Genomic DNA, 26,999 nt, shown 5'->3' with positions numbered 1-26,999 from the left:
CATCATATAAATAAAATGTGATGATCCCTTTTTAATAAATAAGGATTTAAAAAATATTTTATGAAAATTCATGTATCATCAATGCTAAAATGGGCTGCCTGTTTAGTGTTGACCATAGCTTCCTGCAAGCAGGAATACCTGGAAGGTGTAAAATCAAATCCAGCGGTGAAAGTTTATTTACCACAGGCAGAAAAGCCAAACGGACTTGTGAATGCGCTTGTTGACGGAAAACTAACTGTTGACAGTGTAGCTGGTACAGCTAATTTTTCTGTCCCAGTATATCGTGGCGGCGAATCAAACTTTGATGCCTTAACTGTAGATGTAGGTATTGATAATACTGCGATAGCAGGTTTAATTACATCAGGTGCCTTACCTGCCAATACCGTTATACTTGATCCTGCTGATTATATCTTACCATCAAAAGATTCTGTAGCACTTAATAATCATATTATGCAGGGTGTTATCATTCCTAAAGTAAAAATTTCTTCTATGGCAAAGTATGGCGGAAAAACTGCGGCTTTAGGTATTAAAATAGCCAATTCGTCAAAGCAGGCTATCAATACCGATATGAATAAGGTGATTATTTATTTTGATGTAGACCAGTTATTAGATGCAGTTACACCAAAAACAAACATGGTTGATAAAACCAAATGGACAGTTTTAAAGATCGCTTCTAATGACAATGTTACGTTTAAGGTTAACGATGACGGAAGCATACTGGCATCTGGTGGTAACGGCGGGCATCAGGGTGTTTATCAATCTTTTGAAGTAAGAGCCAACAAACAGTATAAGATAGATTTTAATGTACAGGGTCAGGGTGCAACAAATACTTGGTTTGAGGTTTACCTAAGTACGTTACAACCAACGCAAAATAAAGACTATAGTGATGGTGGTATACGCATGGCACTAAATACCTGGACCGGTTGTGGAAACGCACCTTTTAATGGCTTACTATCAGTTGTTAAATGTGTTGGTAGCGGTAATGTTGTTTCATTTCCTAATGCCGGCACGGTTTGGCTGGTTATTAAATCAGGTGGGGATAACCTGGGGACCGGCGGTATAAAATTGACTAATATAGATTTTAGAAGGGTTAATTAACCAATGATATTAACGAGCTCTTTTTGAGATATAGTTGATATAGTATATTGGTACTATGAAGCGTCCCGGGGTGAGATACGGGGCGCTTTTTTGCGTTCTATATTTCAGGTTATTATACCCAAACAGACTATCTTATGCTCGGTTTAGATATAAATTGTTTATTATTTGCTTACAAATTTTCAAATATAGAGTACCTTCAAAAAATGTTAAATAAAAAGTTAATAGGCCTAAGCAGTATATTATTTGTCATGATTGTTTGGGGGAGCAGTTACCCTGTAACTAAGATGATCATCAATGATATACAGCCGTTAACGCTTGCTTTTTGTCGTTGTTCTGTAGGTGCTATCACATTACTGCTTATATTTTTGATCAACAAGGATAAGCCGATCAGGGAATATTTAATTGGTGTGCCCTGGTTTTCTATCATTTTTATGGGTTTAACTGGCGTTACCTGTTTTTATACCCTTTTTAATATCTCGGCTCAAATGACTTCTGCATCAGTGGGTTCTCTGATACAGGGTTTTATTCCGATTTGCATAACCTTATTTGCCGCAATGTTCCTTAAAGAAAAACTGTCTGCTGTGCAGATCATTGGGGTAATTGCCTCTTTACTAGGTGTAATGCTCATTGGGTTTTTATCAAGCGATAATAACAGCGATACCCGAAACAGTATAACTGGAAACCTATTAATGATTATTGCGGTAATTTCATGGGCGGCATATACGATCATGTCAAAAAAGACTGCAGCTCAATTTAATCCACTGCTGATCACCAGTCTAAGTACATGTATTGGTTCACTATGTTTACTACCCGCGGCTATATTTGAAAACAGGCATTCTGGCTGGCCGGTTATACACCTGAATTCATGGCTGGCGATCCTTTATCTCGGTGCTGTATCCTCGGGTATCTGTTATTTACTATATAGCAAATCGCTACAATTATTAACCGCGGCACAGGTTGGAAATTTTGCTAACCTTGATCCTGTAGTTGGGTTGATTATATCTCTTGTTTTTTTAAATGAGCATATCAATATTTTACAGATAGCCGGCGCGGTTTTAGTTTTAGGCGGAATTATGCTCAGTACCTGGAAAAGCCGGCTGACTGGTTAAAATAATTCAGACAAGTTTGCATTTATAAATAGAAATATCGATGAAAGTTAAACGCATAGTAACCAATATCAGCACACCTGATATTGCAGAGATCAAACGTTTTTATCAGGATGTTTTAGGACTTGAAGTGCTGATGGATCATGGTTGGATAGCAACATACGGATCCTCTGATAATATGAGTATTCAGATTAGCTTTGCATCAGAAGGCGGCTCTGGTACACCGGTTCCGGATATTTCTATAGAAGTTGATGATATTGGCGTTGCGTTTGAGCGGGTGCGTAAAGGCGGCTTTAAAGTAATCTACGGGCCTGTTGATGAACCCTGGGGTGTAAGGCGTTTTTATGTGCGCGATCCTTTTGGCAAGCTGATTAATATACTAGCCCATCTATAGTATGCCGATCTATTATCGGATAATAGCTACCCAACCAGCCAGGGGTTTGCTGCCATTCTTTAAATCGATGATATAATAATAAGTACCTGATGGTACTTTGCCGCCGTGATAAGTTCCGTCCCAGGGTGTCCCATAACCATTGGTATGAAACAGAGCCTGGCCATAACGGTTAAATATACTAACCGTGCAATTTGGATAGTTGATCAGATCGTCAATTTTCCATAAATCATTAAACCCATCGCCATTGGGTGTAAAGGTATTGGGGATATGAATAGGTGTTATTACCGTAACCGTAACCGGAACGGTAGTTTGACAGCCGATTGATGAGGTAGCCGTAAGATAATAGGTAGTGGTAACGCCCGGGTTGGCCAGTGGATATGTCGTGCTGGTACTACTCAGACCAAATGCCGGCGACCAGCTTAAGGACACAATATCTCCTGAGAGTTGTGGAGCCAAAGTTACACTTTCGCCCAGCTTTATAGTTGGATTCTGATTGAAAACAATTCCCGGTGACGGATTAATATGAGCTTGTATAGGTGTACTGGTTTGCGGTACTGTACAGCTTGCATTATTAGCCGTAACACAAGTAACCATATCACCGTTTTGCAGGGTACTGCTACTAAAGGTTGGTTGATTGAATCCGGCATTAACACCGTTTACCTGCCATTGATAACTGACTGTTGTACCTGCCGGAATGCTTGCTGTAAAGTCAATAGGTTTTCCCGCACATACAGTAGCATCAGCTGGTAAGGAGCTAATGGTAGACATGATACCGCCTTGCGGAGAAGTAGAGTTAATAGAACTTACCACTGTTACGGGCACATTGATAGAAACTGTACCGCCCAGCATGGGTGGGGTATTGGTATTACCATTACTATTGCCAACAATGCCGTTTCCTGCTATAGTGGTAAACTGTCCGGCTGGGGTTATGCGTACTATACGTTCATTATAGGTATCAACAACAATGAGGTTACCAAACGGATCCAGCTTTATGCCAATGGGATTATTTAAAGTAGCATTATCTCCGGGGTTGGTAGTATACAACTGAAGCGTGGTAACGTTACCTGATGGATCGATCTTACGGATGGCATTATTTTTTGAATCAGTAACATATAAATTCCCTTGATTATCCCTGATAATGCCTTTTGGTTGGTTAAAACTCGCTGCTGCTCCTGTACCATCAGTAAATCCTGAACCGTCATGACCTGCTATAGTGGTAATGGTACCATCAGGAGCTATCTTTTTAATGGCACTGCTGAAATCGGTTACGTATAAATTCCCCTGGGGGTCTGTAGTGATACCTATAGGGCTATTTAATTTTGAAACAGATGGAGGTGCTGTAATGGTGGTAACCAGGCCTCCAGGTGTTACTTTACGAATCAGATAATCGCCCTGTGTTATATATAAATTGCCGGCAGCATCTATGGTGATACCTTTCGGATCCTGAAAACTCGCGGCTGTACCCAATCCGTCAGCCGTTTTGTTTTGGCCATTACCGGCCAGGGTAGTAACGGTACCATCGGGCGCTATCTTCCTCACACGGTCATTTTCATCAATGACATATAAATTCCCTGCCGGGTCAATGGTGATGCCATTAACTACTTTGAATTTTGCTGTAGCGCCGTTACCATCTGCATATCCACAACCGCTACCACCCGCAAAGGTTGTTACCACGCCGTTGCTTGCAATTTTTCTAATGCTGCAACTATAGCTGTCAGCCACGTAAATGTTACCGGCTGCATCGGTTACCGCATCAGAAGGTACACTAAAAGTAACAGCCTGGGGATTTGGTCGTAAATTGCTACTGGTAAGTGTAATGGTTTGATTTCCGAGATTTGCACAACTTAAATTTGGAGGGCTTATAGTATTCGTTAGTGTACTGCCATCACATACAAATGGTTGACCCAAATCGCTAACCTGTACCTCGTAAATTCCACCCTCACTTAGTTTAAGTGTTATAGGGCCGGGTTTTGGAAAAATTACCGGGACAGCATAAGCGGTAACCGAAAAAAAAACAGCCGTAGTGCCCCCAAACTGATCACCAGCCGTGAGTGTAATAGTGGTAGGCTGGTTTACAATTAGTGCTGTACCTGCAAGAGGTTCCTGTTTAATACTAAGTGTGACATTTGTACAAATATCATGAGGAGCAAACATTGTGGTATAATCAGGCAGAGCGGTATTACAGCTATTGTCTGCCGGAATAGCTACATCATGATAAGTTGAAAATATGGGAGTACTGGCAACTATAACCGGTATTGCTTTTGTTTGAGTGGTGCCTGGTGTACCATTACTGGCTGTAACGGTTATGGTTTGCGCGCCAAGTGATGAACAATCGAGTTGAGACGGATTAACCGTAACAGTACCATTTGCAGCCAGCCCACTGATATCGGCAACATCTGTATAGGCAATGGTTTTATGACCGGTTTCGTCAAGCTGTAATCTTACCGCCATTTTAGGTGTAATCTGCGGAGTTTGCGCCTGAGCCGTACTAACGGCAAAAATTAACAGGCAAAATACGCACAGGCTCTTTTTTAATGCTGGGGATGCACCAGCAATTATCCTATAATTTTTTAGGTAATAGGCAGAGGCTGAAATAGAAGTTGAAAGCATCTTTTCCTTGTATTACAGATAATGCATCCCATTACCCATCAGTTAACACAAAGTTGTTAATTAGCAAATTAAACGAAAATACGGTTCATTATGTTCAGTACGCTTATATCCATATTATTCATTATTGGTATTCATCGACAAATTTGTAATCCCCCAAAACGGCAAACAAGAATTTACCGAACGGATGAACTTCAACAGGGATTTTATTAAAAACTTACCCGGTTTTTTAGGCGATGCAGCCTACGAACGCATAGACGAAAACGGAAACATGATTTGTATAACCATTGCCAACTGGGAAAGTGAAGAGGCCTTAAACCAGGCCAAACTCAAGGTACAGGCAGAATACCAGCGCATTGACTTTAATCCGGCCGAATTGTTGAGCCGCCTAAATATTACGATGGTACGGGCTGTTTTTCAACCCGTAGCCAATTAATTAAGGCATCGGCAGGTATATTTTATTGGAATACCTGCCGATGCTCTATTCATACTTAAGGAATTACTTTTTTACGACGAAATTCATCAAACAGATCCACAAACATTTGTTCGGTATCTACATATTCATGAAAGCCAAAACGGCGGGCTTTGGAGCCATCGGCAAAAAAGTCGTAATCCCACGAAAAAACAAAATCACCAAAGCCCCAATAAGAAATAGCTTCATAGCGATGCTTTTCGAGCCCGTGTTTTTCTTGTATCTTCCCCCATATCGGCGCTTTATCGGCCATTACCGTTTGTAGAGGCATTTGCAGTGGAGGTGCGGTTTCCATATCAAAATAGCGGGCAATTTTTGGCCACATGTCATTCCATCGAAAGAGGTCGCCGTTGTTGATATTAAAAGCCTGATTAGCACACCTTGGATCAGTAGCCGCCCATACGGTGGCTTTTGCCAATAATCCTGCATCAGTCATTTCCATCAGTTTATCATAGGCTCCCGGTTTGCCCGGAAAGCGTAAAGGGATGCCTAACTCTTTAGAAACAGTAGCGTAAACAGCAATAAGCAGGGCCAGATTCATAGGGTTACCTAGCGCAATACCACCTACTACCGAAGGTCGGATAGTCGACCACGTCCAATTTTTGCCTTGCTGCCGCCGTTCCAGAAAATTTTGCTGATCAACGTTAAATTCCGGCGGCATATGTCCTGCATCGCTCTCTTTAGCGGGCGTTTTAAAGGGGCCAAGATGGGCGCCATAAACCTTATATCCCTGCATCAGACTGATATGCTGCAGGTTTAAAGCTATAGGCTCGATGACATCAACCACGTTTACCAGCATAGCTAAATTGGGTTCTACCAGTTCGGCCCAGGTAGGTTTATCCTGGTAGGCTGCATAAAATATATGGGTGACAGCCGATAATGCACTCAGTTGTTTGGCGGTATCTTCTTTGTCGAGCAAGTTTACGGGGATGTAGGTCAGGTTTGTTGAAGAAATACCCCCACGCCTGGAAAGCCCAATAATATTCCAATTACCAAGCGATACCAGGTGGTTGATGAGGTTGGTGCCAATAACGCCATTGGCGCCAACTATTAGTGCTGTTTTAGTAGGATTTGAAATTTGGTTATGCATGATATTGTTTGTTGCTGATATCAAAATTCAAACTTTTACCCTCTTTGAATCCTGTAAAAAACAAGCATTAGTATGTAAGATTGGTGTGAAGTAAGAATGAAAATATTTTTTATATAATACATTGTAATACGATGCTATTTGTATAGCTTTATATTATGGAGTCCAATGTTATAGCAAAATGGGAAACGCAAATGAAAAAGGGTACGCTTGATTTCATTATTCTTTTGCTTTTAAAAAAGAAAGAACAATACGGATATGAATTATTGGAACAAATTAAGTTAGCTTCTGGATATGATATCAGCGAAGGAACCATTTACCCGCTTCTGAACCGTTTAAAAGATGATTTATTAATTGAATCAAAATGGGTAGAAATGGAAACCGGTATGCCCCGTAAATATTATAGCATCACCAATAACGGCCAGGCATCTTTAGACAAAATGATCACATTTTGGACAGTGCTTTCCGCCAATCTTGAAAACCTTATTTAAAATATTAAATCATGAACAAAGACACGTTACTAAACGACCAGCATTATAAAGTCTATATGAAAGAGGTGAACAGCCTGATTAATAAATTACCTAAGCATGATCAAGCAGATATTCAAAGAGAGATTAGCAGCCATATTTTTGAAAGCCTGAATAATTATCCTGAAACAACAGTGGAGCAGGCCCTGGAAAATCTGGGAGAGCCACAAACGTATTTAACAGAATGGGTAATAACCAAAAAGCTGGAAAGAGCTGTGAGTACCTTTAATCCTTTCAGGATAATCTGGGGACTGATTACTGGGATTTTTAGACATGGGGCCTACGCGTTTAAGTATATTCTTTTTGGTTTGCTGTATTTATTTACGTTTGCATTCGGCTTCCTTTGTGTCGCTAAGATCATTGTTCCAAGCCATACTGGTTTATTTATCTCTTCACAAAGTTTTGTTTTTGGTTTTAGTAGTGACACCAGCAACGTGCATGAAGTACTTGGATCGAAATTTATTCCTATTTGCCTTTTTATCACCATTTTGCTGTATATGGTGATCACCGTGTTGTTAAAGATGTCATTATCAAAAGCTAAAGAATCACTTTTTTAAAGATACTTTAACTAAAGCAGTCGATGTTATTCCAGACCGTATTCCTTCAGTTTTCTGTATAAAGTAGCTACGCCGATGTTGAGAAGCTGTGCTGCTTCGGCACGGTTACCATGCGTATGGTTCAGAACCCGCTGAATATGTAGTTTTTCTACTGATGACAGATCAAATGCCGATATCGGGATGCCAGTTTTTACTTGTTGTTGCTGAATTTCGTAAGGTAACAGAGTTTCATCCAGAATGTGGGTATCGGCCAGTATCACTGCCCGTTCAATAATGTTTTTCAGCTCACGGATATTGCCTGGCCATGGGTAATCCTCCAGTTTGCGGATAAACTCGTCGCTCAATTCATTGATCTGCTTTTTCACCTTTAAGGCAAAGTGTTGCATGAAATATTCGGCGAGCAGTTTGATATCTTTTTTACGTTCGCGCAAGGCAGGCAAGGTGATCTGAAAAACTGAAAGCCGGTAAAACAGGTCTGACCGGAAATGTCCCTCGGCTATTTCGGTTTGCAGATTGCGGTTGGTTGCTGCCAGTATGCGTACATTTACCTGTGTCGGCTTAATATCACCAATTTTTAAAAACTGTTGTGATTCCAGCACCCGGAGTAATTTGGCTTGCAGATCATGATCCAATTCGCCTATCTCATCTAAAAAAATGGTACCTCCATTAGCTTCCTCAAAAAGCCCTTTTTTATCTTTCAGCGCCCCGGTGAATGACCCGGCTTTATGACCAAACAGCTCGCTTTCCAACAATTCCTTGGTAAACGCGCTGCAGTTTACCGCCACGAACGATTTGGTATTTCGGTTGCTGGCCTGGTGAATAGCTTCGGCAAAAATTTCCTTGCCTGTGCCTGTTTCACCCAATAATAAAACGGTAGTATCGGTTAAGGCCACCTTTTGCGCCAGCTTGATCACGTCGCTAATAGCAGTTGATCTGCCAATAAGCCTGTCGAAACCAAACTTATCGTTCAGCTTGCTTTGCAGCTCTATAACGGTTTGCTGCAACAGGGCTTTATCCATAGCCTTACTTACCAGCGGGATGATCTTTTCGTTATCATCGCCTTTGGTGATATAGTCAAACGCCCCGGCTTTAATGGCTTTTACACCATCGTTAATAGTACCGTAAGCGGTTAGTACAATAATTTCTGTTGAAGGATAATTCTTCTTGATGGTTTCTGAAAGGGTGATGCCATCGGTATCGGGCAGCTTTACATCACTGAGGACTACGTGTATATATTCCTGCTGCAATTTGCGCAGACCATCTTTTCCATTGGCGGCGGTAAAAACCTCGTGCCCCTCCAATTGCAGGATACGAGCAAGCAGGTTGCGTAACCGTTCCTCGTCATCAATAATTAAGAGCTTGCCTTTTTGCATGATGGCAAATATGGTAAATTTTGACCGTTGATTTTAATGATTGCACTGATTTCATTGATGCCAGGGGAATATGGAGAATCCAAGATCAACCAACATAATCAGCGGGATTAACGTAATCATTTTGATCAGTGGTTTACCAGGCCCTTGCCCGACGGGTGGCACGCATCAGCTGACGGTGCCTTTTGGCCTCATAATAATCGTTGGTTACCAGTATGGAATGTATTACGCCCGGTATCCAGAAACACAGAGTTAAAAGTATATTCAATATAAATGCTCCGATACGGCCAGTGGTCAGGATGGCCAGCGGAGGGAATAAGAAACATAAAAAGTATCTCATGGCTCTAAAATTTAACAGTAAAGTTTATTGTAAAAGGACACTACTCACTGCTATGATTTTCCAATCATGGTTAAACATCTTCCAAATCCTGGTAAAGCGAAATGTACCTTCAAATGCCTCATCATTATACTTTCCGGCAATGTATTTTTTAACGGTAACAATAGCTATATCTTCTATGAAACGAATAGCCTGTTCACTAATCTGGATATCATGAATGCCAAGGCTGCCTGATCTGTGGGCATCTAAATCCATTTCTTTGGTTAATACTTGCCCCATATGATTGGTGAAGATCAAATCATCATGCAGTAAATAATCTAAGACGGATATATCACTACTTTTCATGGCAGCTAACAGTTGCCGCTCATTCTTAATAATTTCATCTTTGCTTATTATCCTCATTACACTGTTTAGACAGCGAAACTATTTTTTTGTTACGCTACTATTAGTCGCGCAGGTTGAGTGGTAATTGTTCGCCAAAAAATAAGGCTTTGAGTTCGGTGGCGTCATTTGGCTGCATTTTTCCACCAAGTATTAAACGTAGTTGCCGGCGGCGTAGGGCACCTTCAAATAGCTTGATCTCTTCTTCCGTTTCGGGTATTAGGGCAGGTACAGTTGTTTTTTGTCCTTCGCTATCCAGGGCTACGAAAGTGTAGTAGGCTTCGTTACTTTTTGCACGGGTGCCTGAGGGGATATTTTGCGCCCATACATCCATCCTTACCTCAACCGAAGTAGTGAATGCGCGGGTTACCTTAGCCTCAATACTGATTACATCACCCAGTTTAATGGGTGACTGAAACGATACGTTATCAACCGAAGCAGTTACTACAATACGGTTGCAATGTTTTTGCGCAGATATAGCTGCAGCAATATCCATCCAGTGCAGCAGGCGCCCACCCATCAGGTTGTTTAATGTATTGGTATCATTGGGTAATACCAGCTCGTTCATGATGGTATATGATTCTTTGGGCGATTTTCCGGTCATGTGCTGAATTTTATGCAAAGATAAGCATTTTTGGAGCAAGGATTTTTTGAACAAGGAGTAAGGATTTTTTTGCTTCTCAGATCCTTGTTCCTTGTTCTAAAAATCCTTGATCCCTGGCCCTACTTTTTCACACTGTTCAATTCCCCAAAGCCAACCAGTTCGTCCCAGCGGGCGGTGGGAGCACGGTAGTAGATAAGCAGCTGGTAATCATTTTCGGTTTCAAAATGACTGCCTTCCAATGGGATATCGCTGGCTCTTTTGGTGGCGTTGTCATACCAGACGTATTCATAATCATATACACCCTGTTTCAGGAGCAAGTTGATATGGTATTTACCATCGTCGCCCATGGTTAACTTACTGCGGTCATCCAGTTTATAATCATTAAAAGCGCCGACAATATAGGGGCTTCCCTCTGCTGCAGATTTATAAGGGGCCAGGCTAAAATAAATATGAGCATAATCGGCATCTGTACGTGGGTCGGTGCCATCCTGGTTCAGTACAAAGAATTTGCCGTTATTATCATACAGTAACAGATAATCCGGGCTGTCACGAACAGGGTCGGTAAGTAGCACCACATTGTTGGTCGTATCTTTTATAATACGCAAAATACGCTGGGAATTAAGCTTTAACGTACGGGTATCAAACAGCCTGAACTCGTTACGGCCGGGAAAATCATTGATTGATACATCGTTATAAACCAGTTGTGTACCGCGTATATAGGTTGGCTGCGTGTTTAAGATACCTGTTTGGGTGCGCGCGTTCTGCATGAGTAAAGCACGGATCTCGAACGATGGATTTTGTATTGGTAAACCAGCATAGTCAACCGTGAAATTTACCTTTTGATTGGTTTTGCGGGTTTGCACATCCAGCGAGGTGCCGACAGTGGCCGCTATAGATACCTTTTTGTTGACTACATATAGGCGGCGCGTAAGTACAGGTTTCGACTGGTCACCATTTTCATAAACTTTGAGTATGTAATTGCCTGATATTTTGGGTGCTATATTGTTATTTGGCAGCTTGAGCTCATAGTGTGTATATTTTTGAATGGTACCGGTAGAGTAGGTGTAAGTATACAAACGGTCGTCGGTGAAGCTTTGCAGATACTCGGCGGTAGATAGGTTTGACGAGTTCCAGCGGGTATCGCAGTGTTCAATGGTATAGTAGTAATTACGACTACCGCCACGCAAATCATCAAAGGCTAGTGTTACTTTTTCTGTTGATCCTAAAGCGATTACCGGAAATGAGCCCTGCTTTTGGGTATTGTAAAATTCCACGCTTTTGATAGCCGGATCATACACATTATTATCATAAGGCGATTGCGCAAATCCCCGCAGGGTAGTGAATAAGAGAACCAGTAGGTAGCAATGTTTTCTCATTTTGTATAAGCTTATTTTATTTGGCCTGATCGGCGTGGCGAAATTTAAGAAATTCCGGAACAGAAATAACGGGGTATCGCGTATTTAAAAAATTATCCTTTCAGGAAACCTTTTTAAACCCTGGATTTTAACACTTTTCTGCTCAAAAACGGCGTAAAATCATTCAAAAATTAACTCAAAATCATCGATTTTAACACTTTTTAACAAATTTTGAAGCTGTTTTAGCGTGTTTTTGAAACTTTAAAAAGTATTAAATAATTGATTGTCAAATAACTGTATATAAAACGGCCAATTTTTGGCCTTGTTTTGCTCTTAACAGAACAGCCCGGCTACCTGTTTAAAAGGCAGCCGGGCTGTTATTTATAAATATACGAATTTTTGGAATAAGGAGCAAGGATTTTGGGAGCAAAGCCCCCTCTGTTGCATGTCATTGCGAGCGCAGCGTGGCAATCTCCTCGTGTTCATGTATGCGAGGAGATTGCTTCGTCGTTCCTCCTCGCAATGACATACAGTAGAAAATTCTCACCCTCTTTCCGCCGCAGGCGAAGAGAGGGGCGTCCAGCGAAGCGTAGACGGGGTGAGTCGTCTGCCCGATGCAAAAAGCAAGATTGGGATACCATAGATCTGCCAACAGATAAAATAAATAACCGTATAAATTACATTTAATAAGCAATCTATATCATTGATTATTTGCATGTTAAGATAACATAATAGTTTGCTCATATTGGTGACTAATGGCAGTAGACAGTATTATAGTTTTATAACATTAAAAAATAGGCGGCAATATCTATGCACATTGACTGCTTAAACCAATTAACCTGTAACCAGTTAAATTTTCCTGCAATGAAAAAAATTTACACTCTTCCCCCCGGTGGCCATGCTTTGCCAAAAAAGATCATTCTTATTGAACGCACTGTATTAGTGATGCTATCAAATCTGAGCCTGAAAATTTAACCACACTTATTTTTTAAAGTAAGGCAGACAGCTATGGCTGTCTATTGATAGCCTAATTTGGTTAATCTGTAACTAATTAATTTTCTCGTAATGAAACAAGTTTTACCCCTGCCTTGTAATGGCCGCGCTTTGCCCAAAAAAGTAGCCGATGTTGTATGCTGGCTGCATTTATGGGCGTACGGCTAAACGTTGATGGCCCACATATCTTATCCAATTTACACCTGGTGAGCAGTCTTATCTGCAAGTTGACTGCTCTCATTCATTAACCTGTAACCCAATTAAATTTCCTGCTATGAGATTAATTTTTCCCCTGTCTTCCAGAGGTCCGGCCTTGGGCCTCAAGATCATGTATGTTGTATTGGCTGTATTGATGGCCATCACCATGCCGCTAAATGCCAAAAGCTTACGAACCCTGCATTATTCATCCATTTTACCTATTGATGTAAAGGGCAAAGTTGTGGATGAGAATGGCCTTGGCATACCCGGAGCTACTATTAAAGTAAAGAATGTTGACAAAGCCGCCATAACCGATACGGAAGGTAACTTTAGTTTGAAAGGGCTGCCTGACAATGCCATCCTGGTGGTTTCCTACGTCGGGTATATTACCCAGGAAGTAAACAGCGCTTCCGGCAATATGGTAATCAAACTGGTACCGCAATCAAAAAAATTAGATGAGGTGGTAGTTATCGGCTACGGATCTGTTAAAAAATCAGACTTAACGGGCTCTGTGGGTACGGTAAAATCCGAAACATTACAGGAGCGCCCGGTATCATCTTTAAACCAGGGCTTATCTGGCCGCGTATCCGGTGTTAATGTGTCATCCAACTCCGGCAGGCCTGGTGCCCGATCTAATATCCGCATCCGCGGCTCCAGTTCATTGAGTGTTTCCAATAATCCACTATATGTAATAGATGGGGTGATCCTGAACCCTGTAGATCTGCGGAACGGAAGTACGCCGATAGATTATCTGAACCCGAATGATATCGCCTCTATCGAGGTATTAAAAGATGCTTCGTCTACCGCTATTTATGGTGCGCGTGGAGCCAATGGTGTTATCCTGGTAACCACCAAACGCGGAACTTCGGGCGGTGGTAAAATTACCTATGATCCCGATTTCAGCATCGGTGTGCTTCCTAAAAAGCTGGCTGTACTCAACTCCAAAGAGTTTTTGGCTGTTGAGGACCTGGCTTATGCCAACGCCCAAAAGTACGATCCGGTTGGTTGGGCCACCGGTACAAAATATACCAATCCCAAAACCAAACGTACCAATCCTAAACTGTTTGATGCCAGCGGCAACCCGTTGTATGATACCGATTGGCAGGAAGAAGCATTTCAAAAGGCCTTTACGCAAAACCACCAATTGGGTATTACTGATGGCGACGAAAAAAGAAACCTTGGCGCTTTTTTAAACTATCGTAACCAGGCGGGTCTGGCAAGGGGTTCATGGCAAAAAAGATTTGCCGGTCGTTTTGTGTTTGACAGCCAGGTAAAAAGCTGGATAAAAATTGGCGGTACGCTGAGTTATACCAACCAGGACGATAAACAGGTTGATCAGTTGGATGGCGGCGGTATTACCATGATGCGCCAGGTGATCGAAGAACTGCCCATCATCCCGGTAAGGTATCCTGATGGCAGCTGGGCCAGTAACCGCGATTACCCGGGAATGGAGGGTGGCGATAACCCTTTACGGATAGCTGCCGACAGGATATCGCTATTGCATACCCAAACCTTATTGGGCGACATGTCGGCCAACATTCACCTGGCCCCGGGATTGGATTTTAAATCAACCGTAGGTGTCAATATCATTAATCAGCGGGAGGATTATTCGGCTGTGAAAGGCATGCAATATATTTCGGATAATGGCGATGCTTCCGTAAACAATAACCGCTACAATTCATGGCAGTTTGAAAACTACCTTACTTATAATAAACGGTTTGCTAAAATACACGCGGTAACCGCCATGGGCGGTGTTTCCTGGCAGCATGTTGACCGCTTTGAAGACCAGGCAAGTACACAAGGCTTTACCGATCCTTATTTCCAATTCAATAATCTGGGTGCCGGGTCAAGTCCGCAGGCGCCTTATTCCAACGCGCAGGCGTATGGGCTAAACTCGTATTTTGGACGTGTCAATTATAGTCTTCGCGATAAATATCTGGTCACCTTTACCGGCCGTTATGATGGCTCTTCAAAATTTGGGGCCGATAATCAATTCGCTTTCTTCCCATCGGCGGCTTTGGCCTGGCGGGTAATGGAAGAGGACTTTATGAAGAATATCCCGGCCATTTCCAATTTAAAACTCCGGGCCAGTTATGGTGCTACCGGTAACTCCGAAATTCCAGCATACAGGGCATTGGCAGGGCTGGGTAACTATAACGTTATTTTTAATGGCGAACGTAATATTGGTGTAGGTACCAACCGGGTAGCCAACTCCACCTTGCAATGGGAAAAAACCAAACAGCTGGATTTTGGAATGGAGCTGGGCCTGTTCAACAACAGGCTGAACCTGGAGCTTGATCTGTACCGCCGCAAAGTAGATGGTATGCTGCTGGATGCCCCGCTGCCATTTTCCAGCGGTTACGGCAGTGTTTACTCCAACGTGGGCAGTATGGAGAACAAGGGTATCGAGTTTACCCTCAACTCTACCAATATCAAAACCGGGGATTTTACCTGGAGCACTACCTTCAATATCTCCGTTAATAAAAATAAAGTGCTGGCCCTGGCCAATGGTAATGCCGATATATTATCGGGCAATGGCATCATCAGGGTTGGCCAGCCGGTGGGCTCTTTCTTTGGTCGGGTTAGTTTAGGAACCTGGGGAACTGCCGAGGCGGCCGAAGCCAAAAAGTATGGTATGCTGCCTGGCGATATCAAGTATAAAGACCTGAATAACGACGGTACGATAAACGACCTGGACCGCACCATCATCGGGAAAGGTATCCCCGATGGTTTTGGTACTTTCCTCAACACATTTCAGTACAAATCATGGTCGCTTACTGTTGATCTGCAATACACCTATGGTAATGATGTATTGGACAGGAGCATCCACTCGGCCGAAGACAGGCAGGGCATCGCCAACAGTTATAAAACAGTGCTGAATGCCTGGACCGAAACTAATCAGAATACACCTATCGCGCAGATCCGCCCTATCAATGCTTATTATACCACCAATAATGATAGCCATAAGGTAACCGATGGATCGTTTATCCGCGGGCGTAATTTGTTGCTGGCATACACTTTTCCGTCAAAAACTATCTCCAAATTAAAATTGAGCCGGTTAAGAATCTATGGTTCGGTGCAAAATTTCTTTGTGGCCACCAAGTATAAAGGGTACGATCCGGAGGTTTCCAACTCCAGCGCGCCTTTTGATCAGGGCTTAACCCTGTATGATTATCCAAAGCCAAGGGTATTCCTGGTTGGATTGAACATCGGATTATAATTTATTGCAAAAATTAAGAGAAAAATCATGAAAACTATCATAAAAAAATACGGGTTACTGGCCTTAGCAGTTGGTACCTTAGGTGTTACCGGATGTAAGAAATTTTTAAATGAAACGGACAAGAGTAATTTTACTGTAGATAATTACTTTACCAAGCCTGAGCATGCCCGCAGTTCGGTAAATGCTATTTATGCCAGCTTGCGCGATCCCATGAGCAGCGGCTTTGGCGGCGGAGCCTGGACAATGACAGAATTTGCAACCGGCCAGGCCGCTACCGATCTTGGGCAAGCTGTTGACAGCTATTTTGTAAAAGACCTGCGCAACACTGCCGATAATGGCTATGGGTTAAGTTATTGGCAAAATTATTATAAAGGCATAGGCAATGCGAACCTTTCTATAGCCAAAATACCGGGGATAGCGATGGATGCCACCGAGTCGAAAAGACTGTTGGGTGAAGCCCGTTTTTTACGGGCCTGGTATTATTTTACGTTGGTGCAGCTGTTTGGCAATATACCGCTGATAACCGAACCTGTTGATCTGCAATCAACACAGTTACGACCAAAGCAGGCATCCGCAGAAGATGTTTATAAAGTGATTGTGGATGATTTGAAAACTGCCGAGGCTTCGGGCTTACCATGGACTGACGCCAGCGGAAAGGTAACTTTGGGTGCCGTAAAATCGTTATTGGCCAAAGTATACCTCACCATGGCCGGTTACCCTTTGCAAAAAGGCGCAGAGTATTATGACCTGGCAGCCAAAAAATCGGCAGAAGTATTAGACTCCAAACAGTTTAAATTGTTTGATAACTATTACGACCTGCATAACCCGGCGAAGAAAAATGTGGACGAGAACATTTTTATGATCCAGTATAAAACGCAGATCATCCCCGGAAACTGGCAGGAGCTCATCATCCCTTATAATAAAAATATCTCGGCCTACTCCAGCGAAACCGGGGGTATCTATGCTATGGCCGCCTTTGTACAATCTTACGATCCTGCTGATTTGCGGGCAAAAGAGGGGCAATTCTTTTTTACTAAATTCACCAATCAGGACGATAGAAGTAAAGTGGTTGATCTGGGGGGATACTTTATTTATAAGATATTTGATGTAGTAGCCCAAACAACTACAGCCAATAGTGATCTGAACTGGTCGCTCATCCGCTATGCCGATGTGCTGTTGGTTTATGCCGAAGCTTCCAACGAAGTTGGCGGGCCGACGGCAAAAGCATATGACGCAGTTAACCAGATCAGGACAAGGGCGCAACTACCTAATCTGAGCGGTTTATCAAAAGACCAGTTCCGCGAGGCCATCTGGCGCGAACGCTGGTATGAGCTCTGCTTTGAAAACATTACCTGGTTTGATATGGCGCGTACCCGCAAAGCATTTAATGAGGTTACTAAAGGTTTTGATAATTATGTAGGCCATAAGTTTTCATACGGTCCGGTTTTAACAGACAGGGAACTGTTATTCCCGATACCAAGCCGGGAGTTGCGGAATAACCCGAATCTGGTGCCAACGAAGGGATATTAATTAGTTAGTGAATTAGTGAGTTAGTGAATTAGTGATTGGGGGAATTGTAAGGTAAGACTTCCGAAGTTTTTAAAACTTCGGAAGTCTTTTAAGAAGCGTGTCATCCTGAACTTGTTTCAGGATCTCACAGGACAGACGGTTATGCTTAGCACGTGGGGTGCCGAAACAAGTTCGGCATGACAGAATTTTATTATTATAGACTACATTAGTTAAACCAAATCAAAAAACAACTATATGAAAAAAATATTGATGCTGTTGCTCGCGGTTTTGAGCTTCGGTGTGGTTTCGGCCCAACAGTACGAGGCTAACTGGGCCTCCTTAAATACAAGAAAAATGCCCGAATGGTTTCACCAGGATAAGTTTGGCATATTTATTCATTGGGGTTTATATGCTGTTCCGGCTTACGCGCCGGTAATTGAGAACAGCGGTATGAGCTATGCCGAATGGTATTGGAACCGCATTGAACCCAAGACGCCCAATGAGTTTACCGCTTTTCATAACAAAAACTATGGTGCGGATTTTTTATACCCCCAGTTTGAGCCCATGTTTAAGGCCGAAATGTTTGATCCGCAGCAATGGGCGCAGGTATTTAAAAACTCGGGCGCACGTTATGTTGTGCTTACCTCCAAACATCACGAAGGCTATTGTTTATGGAACAGTCCCGAAGCCGACCGTGACTGGGGGCATCCCTGGAACGCGGTAACCGGCACACCCAAACGCGATCTGCTGGGCGACCTGACCAATGCCGTGAGACAACAAGGGCTGAAAATGGGTTATTATTATTCGCTATATGAGTGGTACAATCCGCTATGGCTAAAAGATAAAAAACGCTTTGTGACCGAACATATGTTTCCGCAATTCAAAGATCTGATAACCAAATACAAACCTTCCATTATTTTTTCGGATGGTGAATGGGACCTGACGGATGCGGAATGGCATAGCCCGGAATTGCTGGCCTGGTTGTTTAACGACTCGCCGGTGGCTAAAGAAGTGGTGGTTGACGACCGCTGGGGAAGTAATACCCGCGGGAAAAATACGGGCGCTACCTACACCACATCGGAGTATGGAGCCGGAATGGATGCCAACGTGATTTGGGAAGAAAGCCAGGGGATAGGGCATTCCTACGGCTATAACCGTAACGAGCAACTGAAGGATTACAAAAGTGGGCACGATTTGATCCTGATGCTGACAGATATTGTATCGCGCGGCGGGAATTTATTGTTAGATATTGGTCCGACGGCTGACGGGCGAATCCCCGTGATCATGCAGCAGCGCCTTACCGAAATAGGCAACTGGCTAAAAATAAACGGCGAAGCTATTTACGAAACAAAGGCCTATAAACAACCCTACCAGTGGAGCCCGGGTATCAAACGTGAAAAAAGCGGAAAAAGCTATATGGCAGGTTACAGCATCGCGCAGTTGGTAAAACCTCAAAAAGACACCACTTATGTGGAAGCCTTTTTTACCAAAAAAAATAAAGACCTGTACTGTATACTGCCTGCCTATGTACCACAATTTAAGTTACGCGCCTTTCATGCAGGAGCAAACACCGTAGCTACTGTTTTAGGAAGCAGCAAAGCACTAAAATTCAAAAATGTGGGCAGCGATTGTATTATCGACCTCTCGGCATTAAAGCCCGGGGAGGTGTCTGCGGAGTTGCTGGTGATTAAGCTTAAGCAGGTCTTGTAATTGTGGAGCTGGAAATTATAAGACTTCCGAAGTTTTTAAAACTTCGGAAGTCTTATAATAATTTGCAAATCAAAAAGTTCCCCCTTCAGGGGGCTAGGGGGCTCTACGCCTCCAACTCCATGATCTGCTCTGCCAGATCTTCCCATTTTTGCTGAACCTGTTTTAGTTCGGCTTGTTTTTGGGTATAGCTGGCGTTGGTATCTTTTAGCTTGTTGCTATCGGTATAAATTTTATCATCGGCCAGTTGGGCTTCCAGTTGCTTTACAACTTTCTCCAATTCAGAGATCTGCTCTTCCATTTTGGCCAGATCCTGGTTCAGTTTTTTAAGCTGTTGGAATTTGTTTTCGCCTTGAGGTTGTTTAGCCGGCTCCGGTTTTTTCTCTTCCTTTTTAGGCTGAGGAGCAGGGATGTCTGTTTTAGGTTCCAGCTTACGTTTAGCCGCCCACTCATCATACTCGGCATAAGTACCCGGGTAAATCTTGATCTTCTGATCTTCGATAAACCAGATCTTGTTGGCTACGTTATCCAGGAAATACCTGTCGTGCGATACCACGATGAACGTGCCTTCGTATTGCTCGAGCGCCTGGATCAGGATGTTTACCGATTGCATATCCAGGTGGTTGGTGGGCTCATCCAGTACCAGGAAGTTGGCATCGGCAGTAAGGGCCTTGGCCAAAGCCACGCGCGATTTTTCGCCACCCGAAAGTACCTTGATCTTCTTGAATACATCATCACCCGTAAACAGGAACGAACCCAGGATGGTACGCAGTTCCGTATCGGTATGTTTTGGGGCAAAAGCCTGTAGCTCCTGCAATATCTGGTTTTCCAGGTGCAGGGACTCCAGCTGGTGCTGGGCAAAAAACGTAGTAGTTACATTATGCCCGGTAGTTACCGTACCCTGAAAATCTTTATCTGCCGAAGCAATGATCCGCAGCAAGGTTGACTTACCCTTACCGTTGGCACCGATCAGGGCTATTTTATCGCCTTTTTCAATTACGGCTTCACCGCCATTCAAAATATCAATAGCCGGATATTTTTTAATGATATGCTCTAAAGTTACCACATGGCGGCCCGATTGCTTACTGAAACGGAACGCGAAGTTAACTGTCGGGTTATCATCATCCACATCATCAATACGCTCCATTTTATCGAGCATTTTGATACGTGATTGTGCCATTTTTGCTTTGGATGCCTTGGCACGGAAACGCTCGATCAAACGCTCTTCCTGTTTTATTTTTGATTGCTGGTTTTTGAACTCGCCACGCTGAATTTCTTCGCGCAGGGCTTTCTCTTCCAGATAAAAAGTATAGTTACCGGCGTAAACAGTAAGCTTGCCTTTGCGCGATTCTACCGTGCGGTTGATCACTTTATCCAGGAACCATCTATCGTGCGATACAATGATGATAGCGCCGTTAAATGCTTTCAAATAATCTTCCAGCCATTGGATAGACGGTAAGTCCAGGTGGTTGGTAGGCTCATCCAGCAGCAGGATATCAGGAGCTTGTAATAATATTTTGGCCAGCATTACCCGCATGCGCCATCCACCCGAAAAGGTGTTAAGCTTGCGTGCGCAATCGCTGTCGCTAAAACCCAAACCGGCTAAAATTTCGCGGGCTTTATATTCAATGTTATAGCCATCAAGCAGTTCAAACTCATGTTGCTTATCGCTTAGCTTGTGTAAAAGATCTTCGGTATAATCGGTTTCCAGCTTTTTAAGCAGGTTCTCGATCTCGTCGTGCAACTGGTTCTGGCGCTCAAAAGCCTCCATTGCCACGTGCACAATAGTTTTATCAGAGGAGTATGACAGCAAATCCTGGTTAAGGTAACCCATAGTAAGGTCCTTTGCCATGGATATAGTACCCGACGTAGGTTTATAGTCGCCTACAATAATTTTCAGAAGGGTAGTTTTCCCGGTTCCATTGGCACCTATTAAACCAATTTTTTCACCGGGTTTTATATGCCAGTTGGCTTCATCGTAAAGGGCCCGCGCACCAATCTCAAACGTAAGGTTATTTATAGCAATCATTTGCGCGCAAAGATACGATTTTTGAGCTTAAAGCGGAAGGCTTAAAGCTTAAGGCTGAAAGAGTAATATCGAATCATGAGTTTCAGATGATGAATAACAAAATAATGTATGATTCTTACTTCAACATTCGAAATTCAGCATTCATTATTCGATATTAAATCTTTTATCCTTAGTTTTCAATTCGTTATCCCACAACTGCTTTAAGCCATGTTTGCGCCATCAGTGCCTCGCCGGGTACGCTGGGATGCACGCCGTCCATGCTCCAGTAAGGGGCGGGCGCTACTTCCAGTGCTTTGTCAAACGCGGACTGGTAGGGCACAAAAACGGCTCCGAATTCGGCAGCGATATCTCGCGCGGCTTTGCGGAACAAATCAAACGTAGGGTACCATTTATCGTCAACTGCCCGTACTCCTTTGGTAGCAAAAGGTTCGCATATCACTAGTTTAACATCAGGTAGGGTTTGCTTGGTGAGCGTAAGCAGTTTCTTATAATCGGTAATGTAGGTGTCAATAGTGCCGGTATAACTGCCGGTAAGGGTATGCCAAAAATCATTCACGCCAATGTGGATACTCAGGATATTAGGTTTTAGATCCAGGCAATCACTGGTCCAGCGTTCGGCCAGTTGATAAACCTTATTGCCGCTAATGCCTTTGTTGTATATTTTCAGGTCTTTGCTGGCATGATCAAGCAATAACTTTGAGGCTGTAATCAGAGCATAGCCCGAGCCCAGGGCGCTGGTAGTATTGGGTTCTGTTTTTGAATGATCGCGGCCCCAATCGGTAATGGAATCACCCTGGAATAGGATTACATCACCAGTATTGAATTTTAATTTAGGCGCATTTTTTTCGGTAGCTAGTGCTGCCGATACAATTTGCGGGATAGCCACCGCAGCTATACTGCCAACAGCTGTGGTTTTCAAAAAATTACGTCGACCTTGTTTAAAAGTATTACTTAATATTTTCCTGATCATTTGGGTTGTTTTAGGGATAACTGATTTTCGAAAATACAGATTTGTGGTGTGTTTTTAAGTAATAAAAGTACTGCCGGGATTGAGTTTAACTAAATTATGTCATTGCGAGCGCAGCGTGGCAATCTCGTCGCGTGTCGAATAGGAATAGCTACGAGATTGTTTCGTCGTTCCTCCTCGCAATAATATACATGGAAAACTTTGCACCTGCCGCTAAACTCGCGGTAGCCGCGGGTAGCCGCCACCCAAATCAAAAAATCCTAAAATTCTGGTTTACACACCTAAAGGAATGTGTTAACTTCGCGGCATGTATTTTTTATTAAAACCCATCCTGTTCCAGTTCGATCCCGAAAAAGTACATTATTTTGTAACCCGCAACTTAAAACGGTTTAACCGTTTTCCGGGTGGCGCTGCCTTGAGCAGAGCTATTTGGGATGTAAACAACCCGCGGCTGGAAAAAGAAGTGTTTGGTTTGCGGTTCAAAAACCCGGTAGGACTGGCAGCCGGTTTTGATAAAAATGCCGAACTCATGGGCGAAATGGCTAACATGGGTTTTGGTTTTGTAGAGATAGGTACCGTTACACCACTGCCGCAACCCGGTAACCCTAAAACACGCATGTTCCGTTTGCCATCTGATGGCGCGCTTATCAACCGTATGGGTTTTAATAACTTTGGTGTGGATGTGGCGGCCGAGCGTATAGCTACTTTTCGCAGAAATGCGAAGGGTGCGCAAAAGGATCTCATCATTGGCGGTAACATTGGCAAAAATAAGGTTACGCCTAACGAGGAAGCTGTTAACGATTATATCAAATGTTTTGACCGCCTGTTTGATGTGGTGGATTATTTTGTGGTGAACGTAAGCTCGCCCAATACACCCGGCCTGCGCGAACTGCAGGAGAAAGAACCGTTGATGCTGTTGCTGAATACCCTGCAACAACGTAATTCAAAAAATGGTATCAGTCGGCCTATCTTGTTAAAAATAGCTCCGGACCTCACCGACTCACAGTTGGATGATATTGTGGATATTGTACAGCAAACCGGTATAGCAGGTATTATCGCTACCAATACTACCATCAGTCGTGAAAATTTAACTGCTGCCGAAAGCTTAAAAAATGAAATGGGTGGCTTGAGTGGCAAACCATTAACCAAGCGCTCAACCGAAGTGATTCGTTACCTGCATCAAAAATCAAATGGATCGTTCCCCATCATTGGTGTAGGCGGCATACACTCCGCCGATGATGCGGTGGAGAAGCTACAGGCCGGCGCATCGCTGGTGCAACTGTATACCGGCTTTATTTATGAAGGCCCGGGATTGATAGGGAGGATTAATAAGAAGTTGATGTCTTGAACTAGGATTAACTTCGTTGAGGGCTGCGTCGTTTTCAGAATTAAAGAATTTTCAGAATTATAAATCTTTCGCAAACACTCGGCAAGAGCCGAGCGGTGTTGGGAAAAAGAAAAAGTTGTCATTTCGACGAGGCACGAGGAGAAATCTTATACGCCGGATACGCAAATTGTATAAGATTTCTCTTCGCCCTCCATCACAAGCCCCAGCCCCTGCTCATCTAAATGACAGCTTTTGGGGGGCTTTCCAACACTAGGCAGGAGCCGAGCGACGGCGAGAAGCACTCTTTACCTAAGCAGTTTGGTATGTTACAGTATTTAGTTTACTGGCCCTACATGAATATTATCAAATAAATTGCGATCATAGGTGCTTGCAATAAATGCCATTCCCTTTGTGCTGCCTTCCGCGGTCACGGTTGCCAGTTGCTTACCGTCTATCAGGCCTGTTATCTGGTTATTCTTTAATTCCAAACGTAGATGATGCCATTCAGATGGGACAAAATTGCGTATCTGCCCCGAAGCCAGGGTTGTATATTGCCAGTTTAATTGCCAGCGTCCGTCGCGGGTTAAAATCCAGCGGAAACCCAGCTTATCGCGGTCGGCATAGCGGCCACCAATTTCTACATCACCACCAGTTAACAATACGTCTCCTTCAATAGAATAATCCTTCCAATGGGAATCTCCGAACAAAGAATGAGGCTTCAACAACCAGTTATCATACCATAATATACCTTCGTCTGGAACTACCTGTGCCAGGCAGGTACCACCTTTTGGTGAGGAAACCGTTTCGAATGTTCCTTTCTGATCAGAAAAATACTTTGGTGTTTCGTGTAATTTATAGGCGTCAAAATCCTCCTGATAAGGGAATGGGAAAGGCTTTTCTGGCGGTATAGTACCAAAAGAACCTTTTTGCTGGCCGGTGGTGTTGGTAATGGTGTAGATGGCATCAGGTTCAACTTCCAGCTCTAGATAGTTTTTTACCAAACTCCGGGTTTTCTGTTCAATGAATTGCTCTTTTGCATCTGATTTCCACACATGTACAGTGCCTTTTTTGAGTCCATCGCCGATAAATAATTGCACCTTACGTTTATCACCCGTTACGATAATTACCGACCAGTCGCCGGTTTGCGGATTACGCAAGGCCACATGACTACCGCGCCAGGTATCGGCCGAAAACTGCCCGCAGGCGCTATCCATATAAACCCAGCCTGGTTCTGCAAACTGTGTGGTATGCGCAATGGCCCAAACAGATGGCCATACGGTGTAATGACCGCTCCAGGGCGCATCTGCCTGTAAGGCGCCGGTATTGCCCCAAATGATCTGGTCATAAATGCCATCCACGGGGCACCAGATCTCGAATTTGGTTACCCGGTCTATAGCGTAAAGCTTATTCATCACACGCGCAAGGTATAAGGCACCTTTGCCACCCCATTCTTGTCCCGACTGGCTCCATTCTTCACTGGCCCATAAGGGCTTGCCCGATGCTTTAGCTTTTTCTGTGGCCCGATGTGACGTCTTTTGGTCGATTTCCCAGGGCTCTCGGCCATCCACGTAATGATAGCCTACCGCGTTAATCAGTTTATCGAGTTTTGGATCTTTTTCGAGTTTGTCAAATATTTGCCAGAACTCGCTGTCGTCATCCGGAGCCTGAAGTTTAACCTTTGAAAAACCGTGTGCATCCAGGGTCGGCCGCAAGTTATTAGCCACCCAGTTAAGGTCGGTACCCATCTCGTTTTGAGCGGCGGATATCCAGTTAATATCTAATCCATAATGTTTACGGGCTGTTTCTAAAAACGAAACGATCCAGTCGGCAGATTCCTGTGAAAAACGGGTGCCCACCCAGCGCGGATAGGCCCAGGGTAAACAATCCAGCATCACATTCCGGTTTCTTTTACGGGCTTCAGCCATCAGCCAAAATTCGTAGCCGCGGGGAATTGGGTTTTTTAGCTCATCACGGGTTATAATATGTGATGGTTCGCTGCCACAAGTAGAGTTTTCGCCACTGCCAATTTCAACTTTAAGATGTTGGAAACCGGCACCAAATTTTGGTTTGAAAAGATAATCCAATACTTCGGAACGCTGCTTTTCCGGATAATCTGCCAGATTTCGGCTGGAAGCTCCCGCACTCACCGCACCTATACCTTCAAAAACTCTTCCTTTATCAGTGGCGCTAAGCGATATGGTTTGAGCCTGAGCTTTGACCGTAAGAACCGGCACAACTAAAAACAGCAACAGCATCTTGAGCCAATTGGAATTAAGCTTTATAAAAGATAGTGACATAGGAATGATGTTTGGTTAATAATATAGTTAACAGGAGATTAAATATATTAAGTTAGATATTGGTTGGATTTCCCTATTATCAAAAGTTGATAATTAATAACGGCGAATCAATGGATATTTTGATGAAAAGAATGGACTATCTCTTGATTTCTTCTACAATCGCTCGACTCTTGCTCACAAGTGTTGAGAAGATATAAAATAAAAATGGGACAAGATTTTGGCTAAAGCCTCAAACTATATGTTTAATTAGAGTCCGTTGGTTGAAACCAACGGCAATGAAAAATCAATCAACGGGTTTTTATTCATTGCCGTCCCATTTATGGGACGGATAATCGTAATATTTCATGGCTTTAGCCTAAAAGCAATCATCCTAACACTTGTAGGCAGGAGCCGGACGATGACGAAAGAGTTATAATTCTGAGAATTCTTTAATTCTGTAAACGGCAAAGCCCTCAACGAAGTTAATTCTGATTCTGACAAAATAACATCCCATAAAAAAATCCCGCCGGTTTCTGAAACGGACGGGATTTGTAAGATCTTTTCAAGCACCGCTAAGCGCTTAAAAACAGAAAAAATTATTTTGCAGCAGCAGCTTTTGCTAAAACTTCGTTGTTTTTAGCAATCTGGCTGTGTTTTGACTCTGCAGAACGGCTTCCGTACTCCAGGTTAGTAGCCAGTTTCAAAAACTGAACTTCTAAACGTGAAGTGGTTTTGTTTTTTCTATCTTTTCTTTTTAAACGAGTAACGCCCATGGTGTTGATATTTTAATTTTTTTAAACCCTTGAGGTCGGGAGCGGATTCGAACCGCTGTAAAAGGTTTTGCAGACCTCTGCCTAGCCACTCGGCCACCCGACCAT

At 43.2% G+C, this 26,999-nt stretch carries 21 protein-coding genes and 1 tRNA gene; 10 read left to right on the top strand and 12 right to left on the bottom strand.

Going from position 1 to position 26,999, the window contains the following annotated elements:
• Positions 1 to 60: 60 nt before the first annotated feature.
• From G7092_RS14830 to G7092_RS14820, 3 genes are all read left to right on the top strand, one after another.
• On the top strand, positions 61 to 1,098 hold the full coding sequence (locus tag G7092_RS14830) for a DUF1735 domain-containing protein (protein WP_166090559.1): 1,038 nt from the start codon (positions 61 to 63) through the stop codon (positions 1,096 to 1,098).
• A gap of 203 nt (positions 1,099 to 1,301) precedes the next feature.
• Positions 1,302 to 2,207, top strand: a complete 906-nt coding sequence (locus G7092_RS14825; protein ID WP_166090557.1) for a DMT family transporter — start codon at positions 1,302 to 1,304, stop codon at positions 2,205 to 2,207.
• A 40-nt stretch (positions 2,208 to 2,247) separates the two neighbouring features.
• A complete protein-coding gene (locus G7092_RS14820) occupies positions 2,248 to 2,598 on the top strand; it encodes a VOC family protein (RefSeq protein ID WP_166090556.1) in 351 nt (116 codons plus the stop codon).
• Between the two features lie 12 nt (positions 2,599 to 2,610).
• Here G7092_RS14820 and G7092_RS14815 read toward each other — a convergent pair whose 3' ends face one another.
• Complete coding sequence (locus G7092_RS14815; RefSeq protein WP_166090555.1) at positions 2,611 to 5,049, bottom strand: T9SS type B sorting domain-containing protein; 2,439 nt, start codon at positions 5,047 to 5,049, stop codon at positions 2,611 to 2,613.
• Between the two features lie 343 nt (positions 5,050 to 5,392).
• Here G7092_RS14815 and G7092_RS14810 point away from each other — a divergent pair, with 343 nt between their 5' ends.
• Complete coding sequence (locus G7092_RS14810) at positions 5,393 to 5,641, top strand: antibiotic biosynthesis monooxygenase (protein WP_166090554.1); 249 nt, start codon at positions 5,393 to 5,395, stop codon at positions 5,639 to 5,641.
• Between the two features lie 55 nt (positions 5,642 to 5,696).
• Here the strand turns inward: G7092_RS14810 and G7092_RS14805 are convergent, their stop codons facing one another.
• Complete coding sequence (locus tag G7092_RS14805; RefSeq protein WP_166090553.1) at positions 5,697 to 6,767, bottom strand: SDR family oxidoreductase; 1,071 nt, start codon at positions 6,765 to 6,767, stop codon at positions 5,697 to 5,699.
• Positions 6,768 to 6,922: 155 nt separating this feature from the next.
• Between G7092_RS14805 and G7092_RS14800 the strand changes: the two genes are divergently transcribed.
• Both G7092_RS14800 and G7092_RS14795 read left to right on the top strand, forming a co-directional pair.
• Entirely contained in the window at positions 6,923 to 7,255 is a 333-nt protein-coding gene (locus tag G7092_RS14800; RefSeq protein ID WP_166090552.1) for a PadR family transcriptional regulator, read from the top strand.
• A gap of 56 nt (positions 7,256 to 7,311) precedes the next feature.
• Positions 7,312 to 7,848 carry an HAAS signaling domain-containing protein gene (locus tag G7092_RS14795; RefSeq protein WP_166090551.1) on the top strand — a complete coding sequence of 179 codons (537 nt, stop codon included), beginning with the start codon at positions 7,312 to 7,314 and terminating at the stop codon, positions 7,846 to 7,848.
• 26 nt (positions 7,849 to 7,874) lie between these two features.
• On the opposite strand, the gene G7092_RS14790 is transcribed toward G7092_RS14795, so the two are convergent.
• From G7092_RS14790 to G7092_RS14770, 5 genes are all read right to left on the bottom strand, one after another.
• A complete protein-coding gene (locus tag G7092_RS14790) occupies positions 7,875 to 9,221 on the bottom strand; it encodes a sigma-54-dependent transcriptional regulator (protein ID WP_166090550.1) in 1,347 nt (448 codons plus the stop codon).
• A 133-nt stretch (positions 9,222 to 9,354) separates the two neighbouring features.
• Positions 9,355 to 9,558, bottom strand: coding sequence for a YqaE/Pmp3 family membrane protein (locus G7092_RS31045; protein WP_166090549.1), 204 nt, complete (start codon positions 9,556 to 9,558; stop codon positions 9,355 to 9,357).
• 24 nt (positions 9,559 to 9,582) lie between these two features.
• On the bottom strand, positions 9,583 to 9,957 hold the full coding sequence (locus G7092_RS14780; RefSeq protein WP_166090548.1) for a nuclear transport factor 2 family protein: 375 nt from the start codon (positions 9,955 to 9,957) through the stop codon (positions 9,583 to 9,585).
• A 43-nt stretch (positions 9,958 to 10,000) separates the two neighbouring features.
• A complete protein-coding gene (locus G7092_RS14775; protein WP_166090546.1) occupies positions 10,001 to 10,540 on the bottom strand; it encodes an acyl-CoA thioesterase in 540 nt (179 codons plus the stop codon).
• 119 nt (positions 10,541 to 10,659) lie between these two features.
• Positions 10,660 to 11,916, bottom strand: coding sequence for a type IX secretion system plug protein (locus G7092_RS14770; RefSeq protein ID WP_166090545.1), 1,257 nt, complete (start codon positions 11,914 to 11,916; stop codon positions 10,660 to 10,662).
• Positions 11,917 to 13,162: 1,246 nt separating this feature from the next.
• Between G7092_RS14770 and G7092_RS14765 the strand changes: the two genes are divergently transcribed.
• The 3 genes from G7092_RS14765 to G7092_RS14755 all read left to right on the top strand — a co-directional run bounded on the left by G7092_RS14765 (position 13,163) and on the right by G7092_RS14755 (position 19,525).
• The gene (locus G7092_RS14765) at positions 13,163 to 16,306 is read left to right on the top strand and encodes a SusC/RagA family TonB-linked outer membrane protein (RefSeq protein WP_166090544.1); all 3,144 of its coding nucleotides are present in this window, start codon (positions 13,163 to 13,165) and stop codon (positions 16,304 to 16,306) included.
• Between the two features lie 27 nt (positions 16,307 to 16,333).
• Complete coding sequence (locus G7092_RS14760) at positions 16,334 to 17,836, top strand: RagB/SusD family nutrient uptake outer membrane protein (RefSeq protein ID WP_166090543.1); 1,503 nt, start codon at positions 16,334 to 16,336, stop codon at positions 17,834 to 17,836.
• Between the two features lie 234 nt (positions 17,837 to 18,070).
• Complete coding sequence (locus tag G7092_RS14755) at positions 18,071 to 19,525, top strand: alpha-L-fucosidase (RefSeq protein ID WP_166090542.1); 1,455 nt, start codon at positions 18,071 to 18,073, stop codon at positions 19,523 to 19,525.
• A gap of 103 nt (positions 19,526 to 19,628) precedes the next feature.
• On the opposite strand, the gene G7092_RS14750 is transcribed toward G7092_RS14755, so the two are convergent.
• Together G7092_RS14750 and G7092_RS14745 are read right to left on the bottom strand one after the other, a co-directional pair.
• The gene (locus G7092_RS14750; protein WP_166090541.1) at positions 19,629 to 21,551 is read right to left on the bottom strand and encodes an ABC-F family ATP-binding cassette domain-containing protein; all 1,923 of its coding nucleotides are present in this window, start codon (positions 21,549 to 21,551) and stop codon (positions 19,629 to 19,631) included.
• Between the two features lie 184 nt (positions 21,552 to 21,735).
• Positions 21,736 to 22,521, bottom strand: coding sequence for an SGNH/GDSL hydrolase family protein (locus G7092_RS14745; RefSeq protein ID WP_166090539.1), 786 nt, complete (start codon positions 22,519 to 22,521; stop codon positions 21,736 to 21,738).
• A gap of 304 nt (positions 22,522 to 22,825) precedes the next feature.
• On the opposite strand from G7092_RS14745, the gene G7092_RS14740 reads away from it, so the two are divergent.
• Positions 22,826 to 23,866 (top strand): quinone-dependent dihydroorotate dehydrogenase, encoded by a 1,041-nt coding sequence (locus G7092_RS14740; RefSeq protein WP_166090538.1) that lies wholly within the window; start codon positions 22,826 to 22,828, stop codon positions 23,864 to 23,866.
• Positions 23,867 to 24,180: 314 nt separating this feature from the next.
• Here the strand turns inward: G7092_RS14740 and G7092_RS14735 are convergent, their stop codons facing one another.
• The 3 genes from G7092_RS14735 to G7092_RS14725 form a co-directional block, all read right to left on the bottom strand.
• Positions 24,181 to 26,142, bottom strand: coding sequence for a glycoside hydrolase family 30 protein (locus G7092_RS14735; protein WP_166090536.1), 1,962 nt, complete (start codon positions 26,140 to 26,142; stop codon positions 24,181 to 24,183).
• 575 nt (positions 26,143 to 26,717) lie between these two features.
• Positions 26,718 to 26,894, bottom strand: a complete 177-nt coding sequence (locus G7092_RS14730; RefSeq protein WP_166090535.1) for a spore protein — start codon at positions 26,892 to 26,894, stop codon at positions 26,718 to 26,720.
• A 32-nt stretch (positions 26,895 to 26,926) separates the two neighbouring features.
• Positions 26,927 to 26,997 (bottom strand) — tRNA-Cys (locus G7092_RS14725).
• Positions 26,998 to 26,999: the final 2 nt, after the last annotated feature.

Origin of the sequence: Mucilaginibacter inviolabilis, assembly GCF_011089895.1 — a bacterium.
GTDB classification, from domain to species: Bacteria; Bacteroidota; Bacteroidia; order Sphingobacteriales; family Sphingobacteriaceae; genus Mucilaginibacter; species Mucilaginibacter inviolabilis.
The sequence above is the reverse complement of the archived record's forward strand: the minus strand, read 5'-3'. Positions and strand labels throughout refer to the sequence as shown.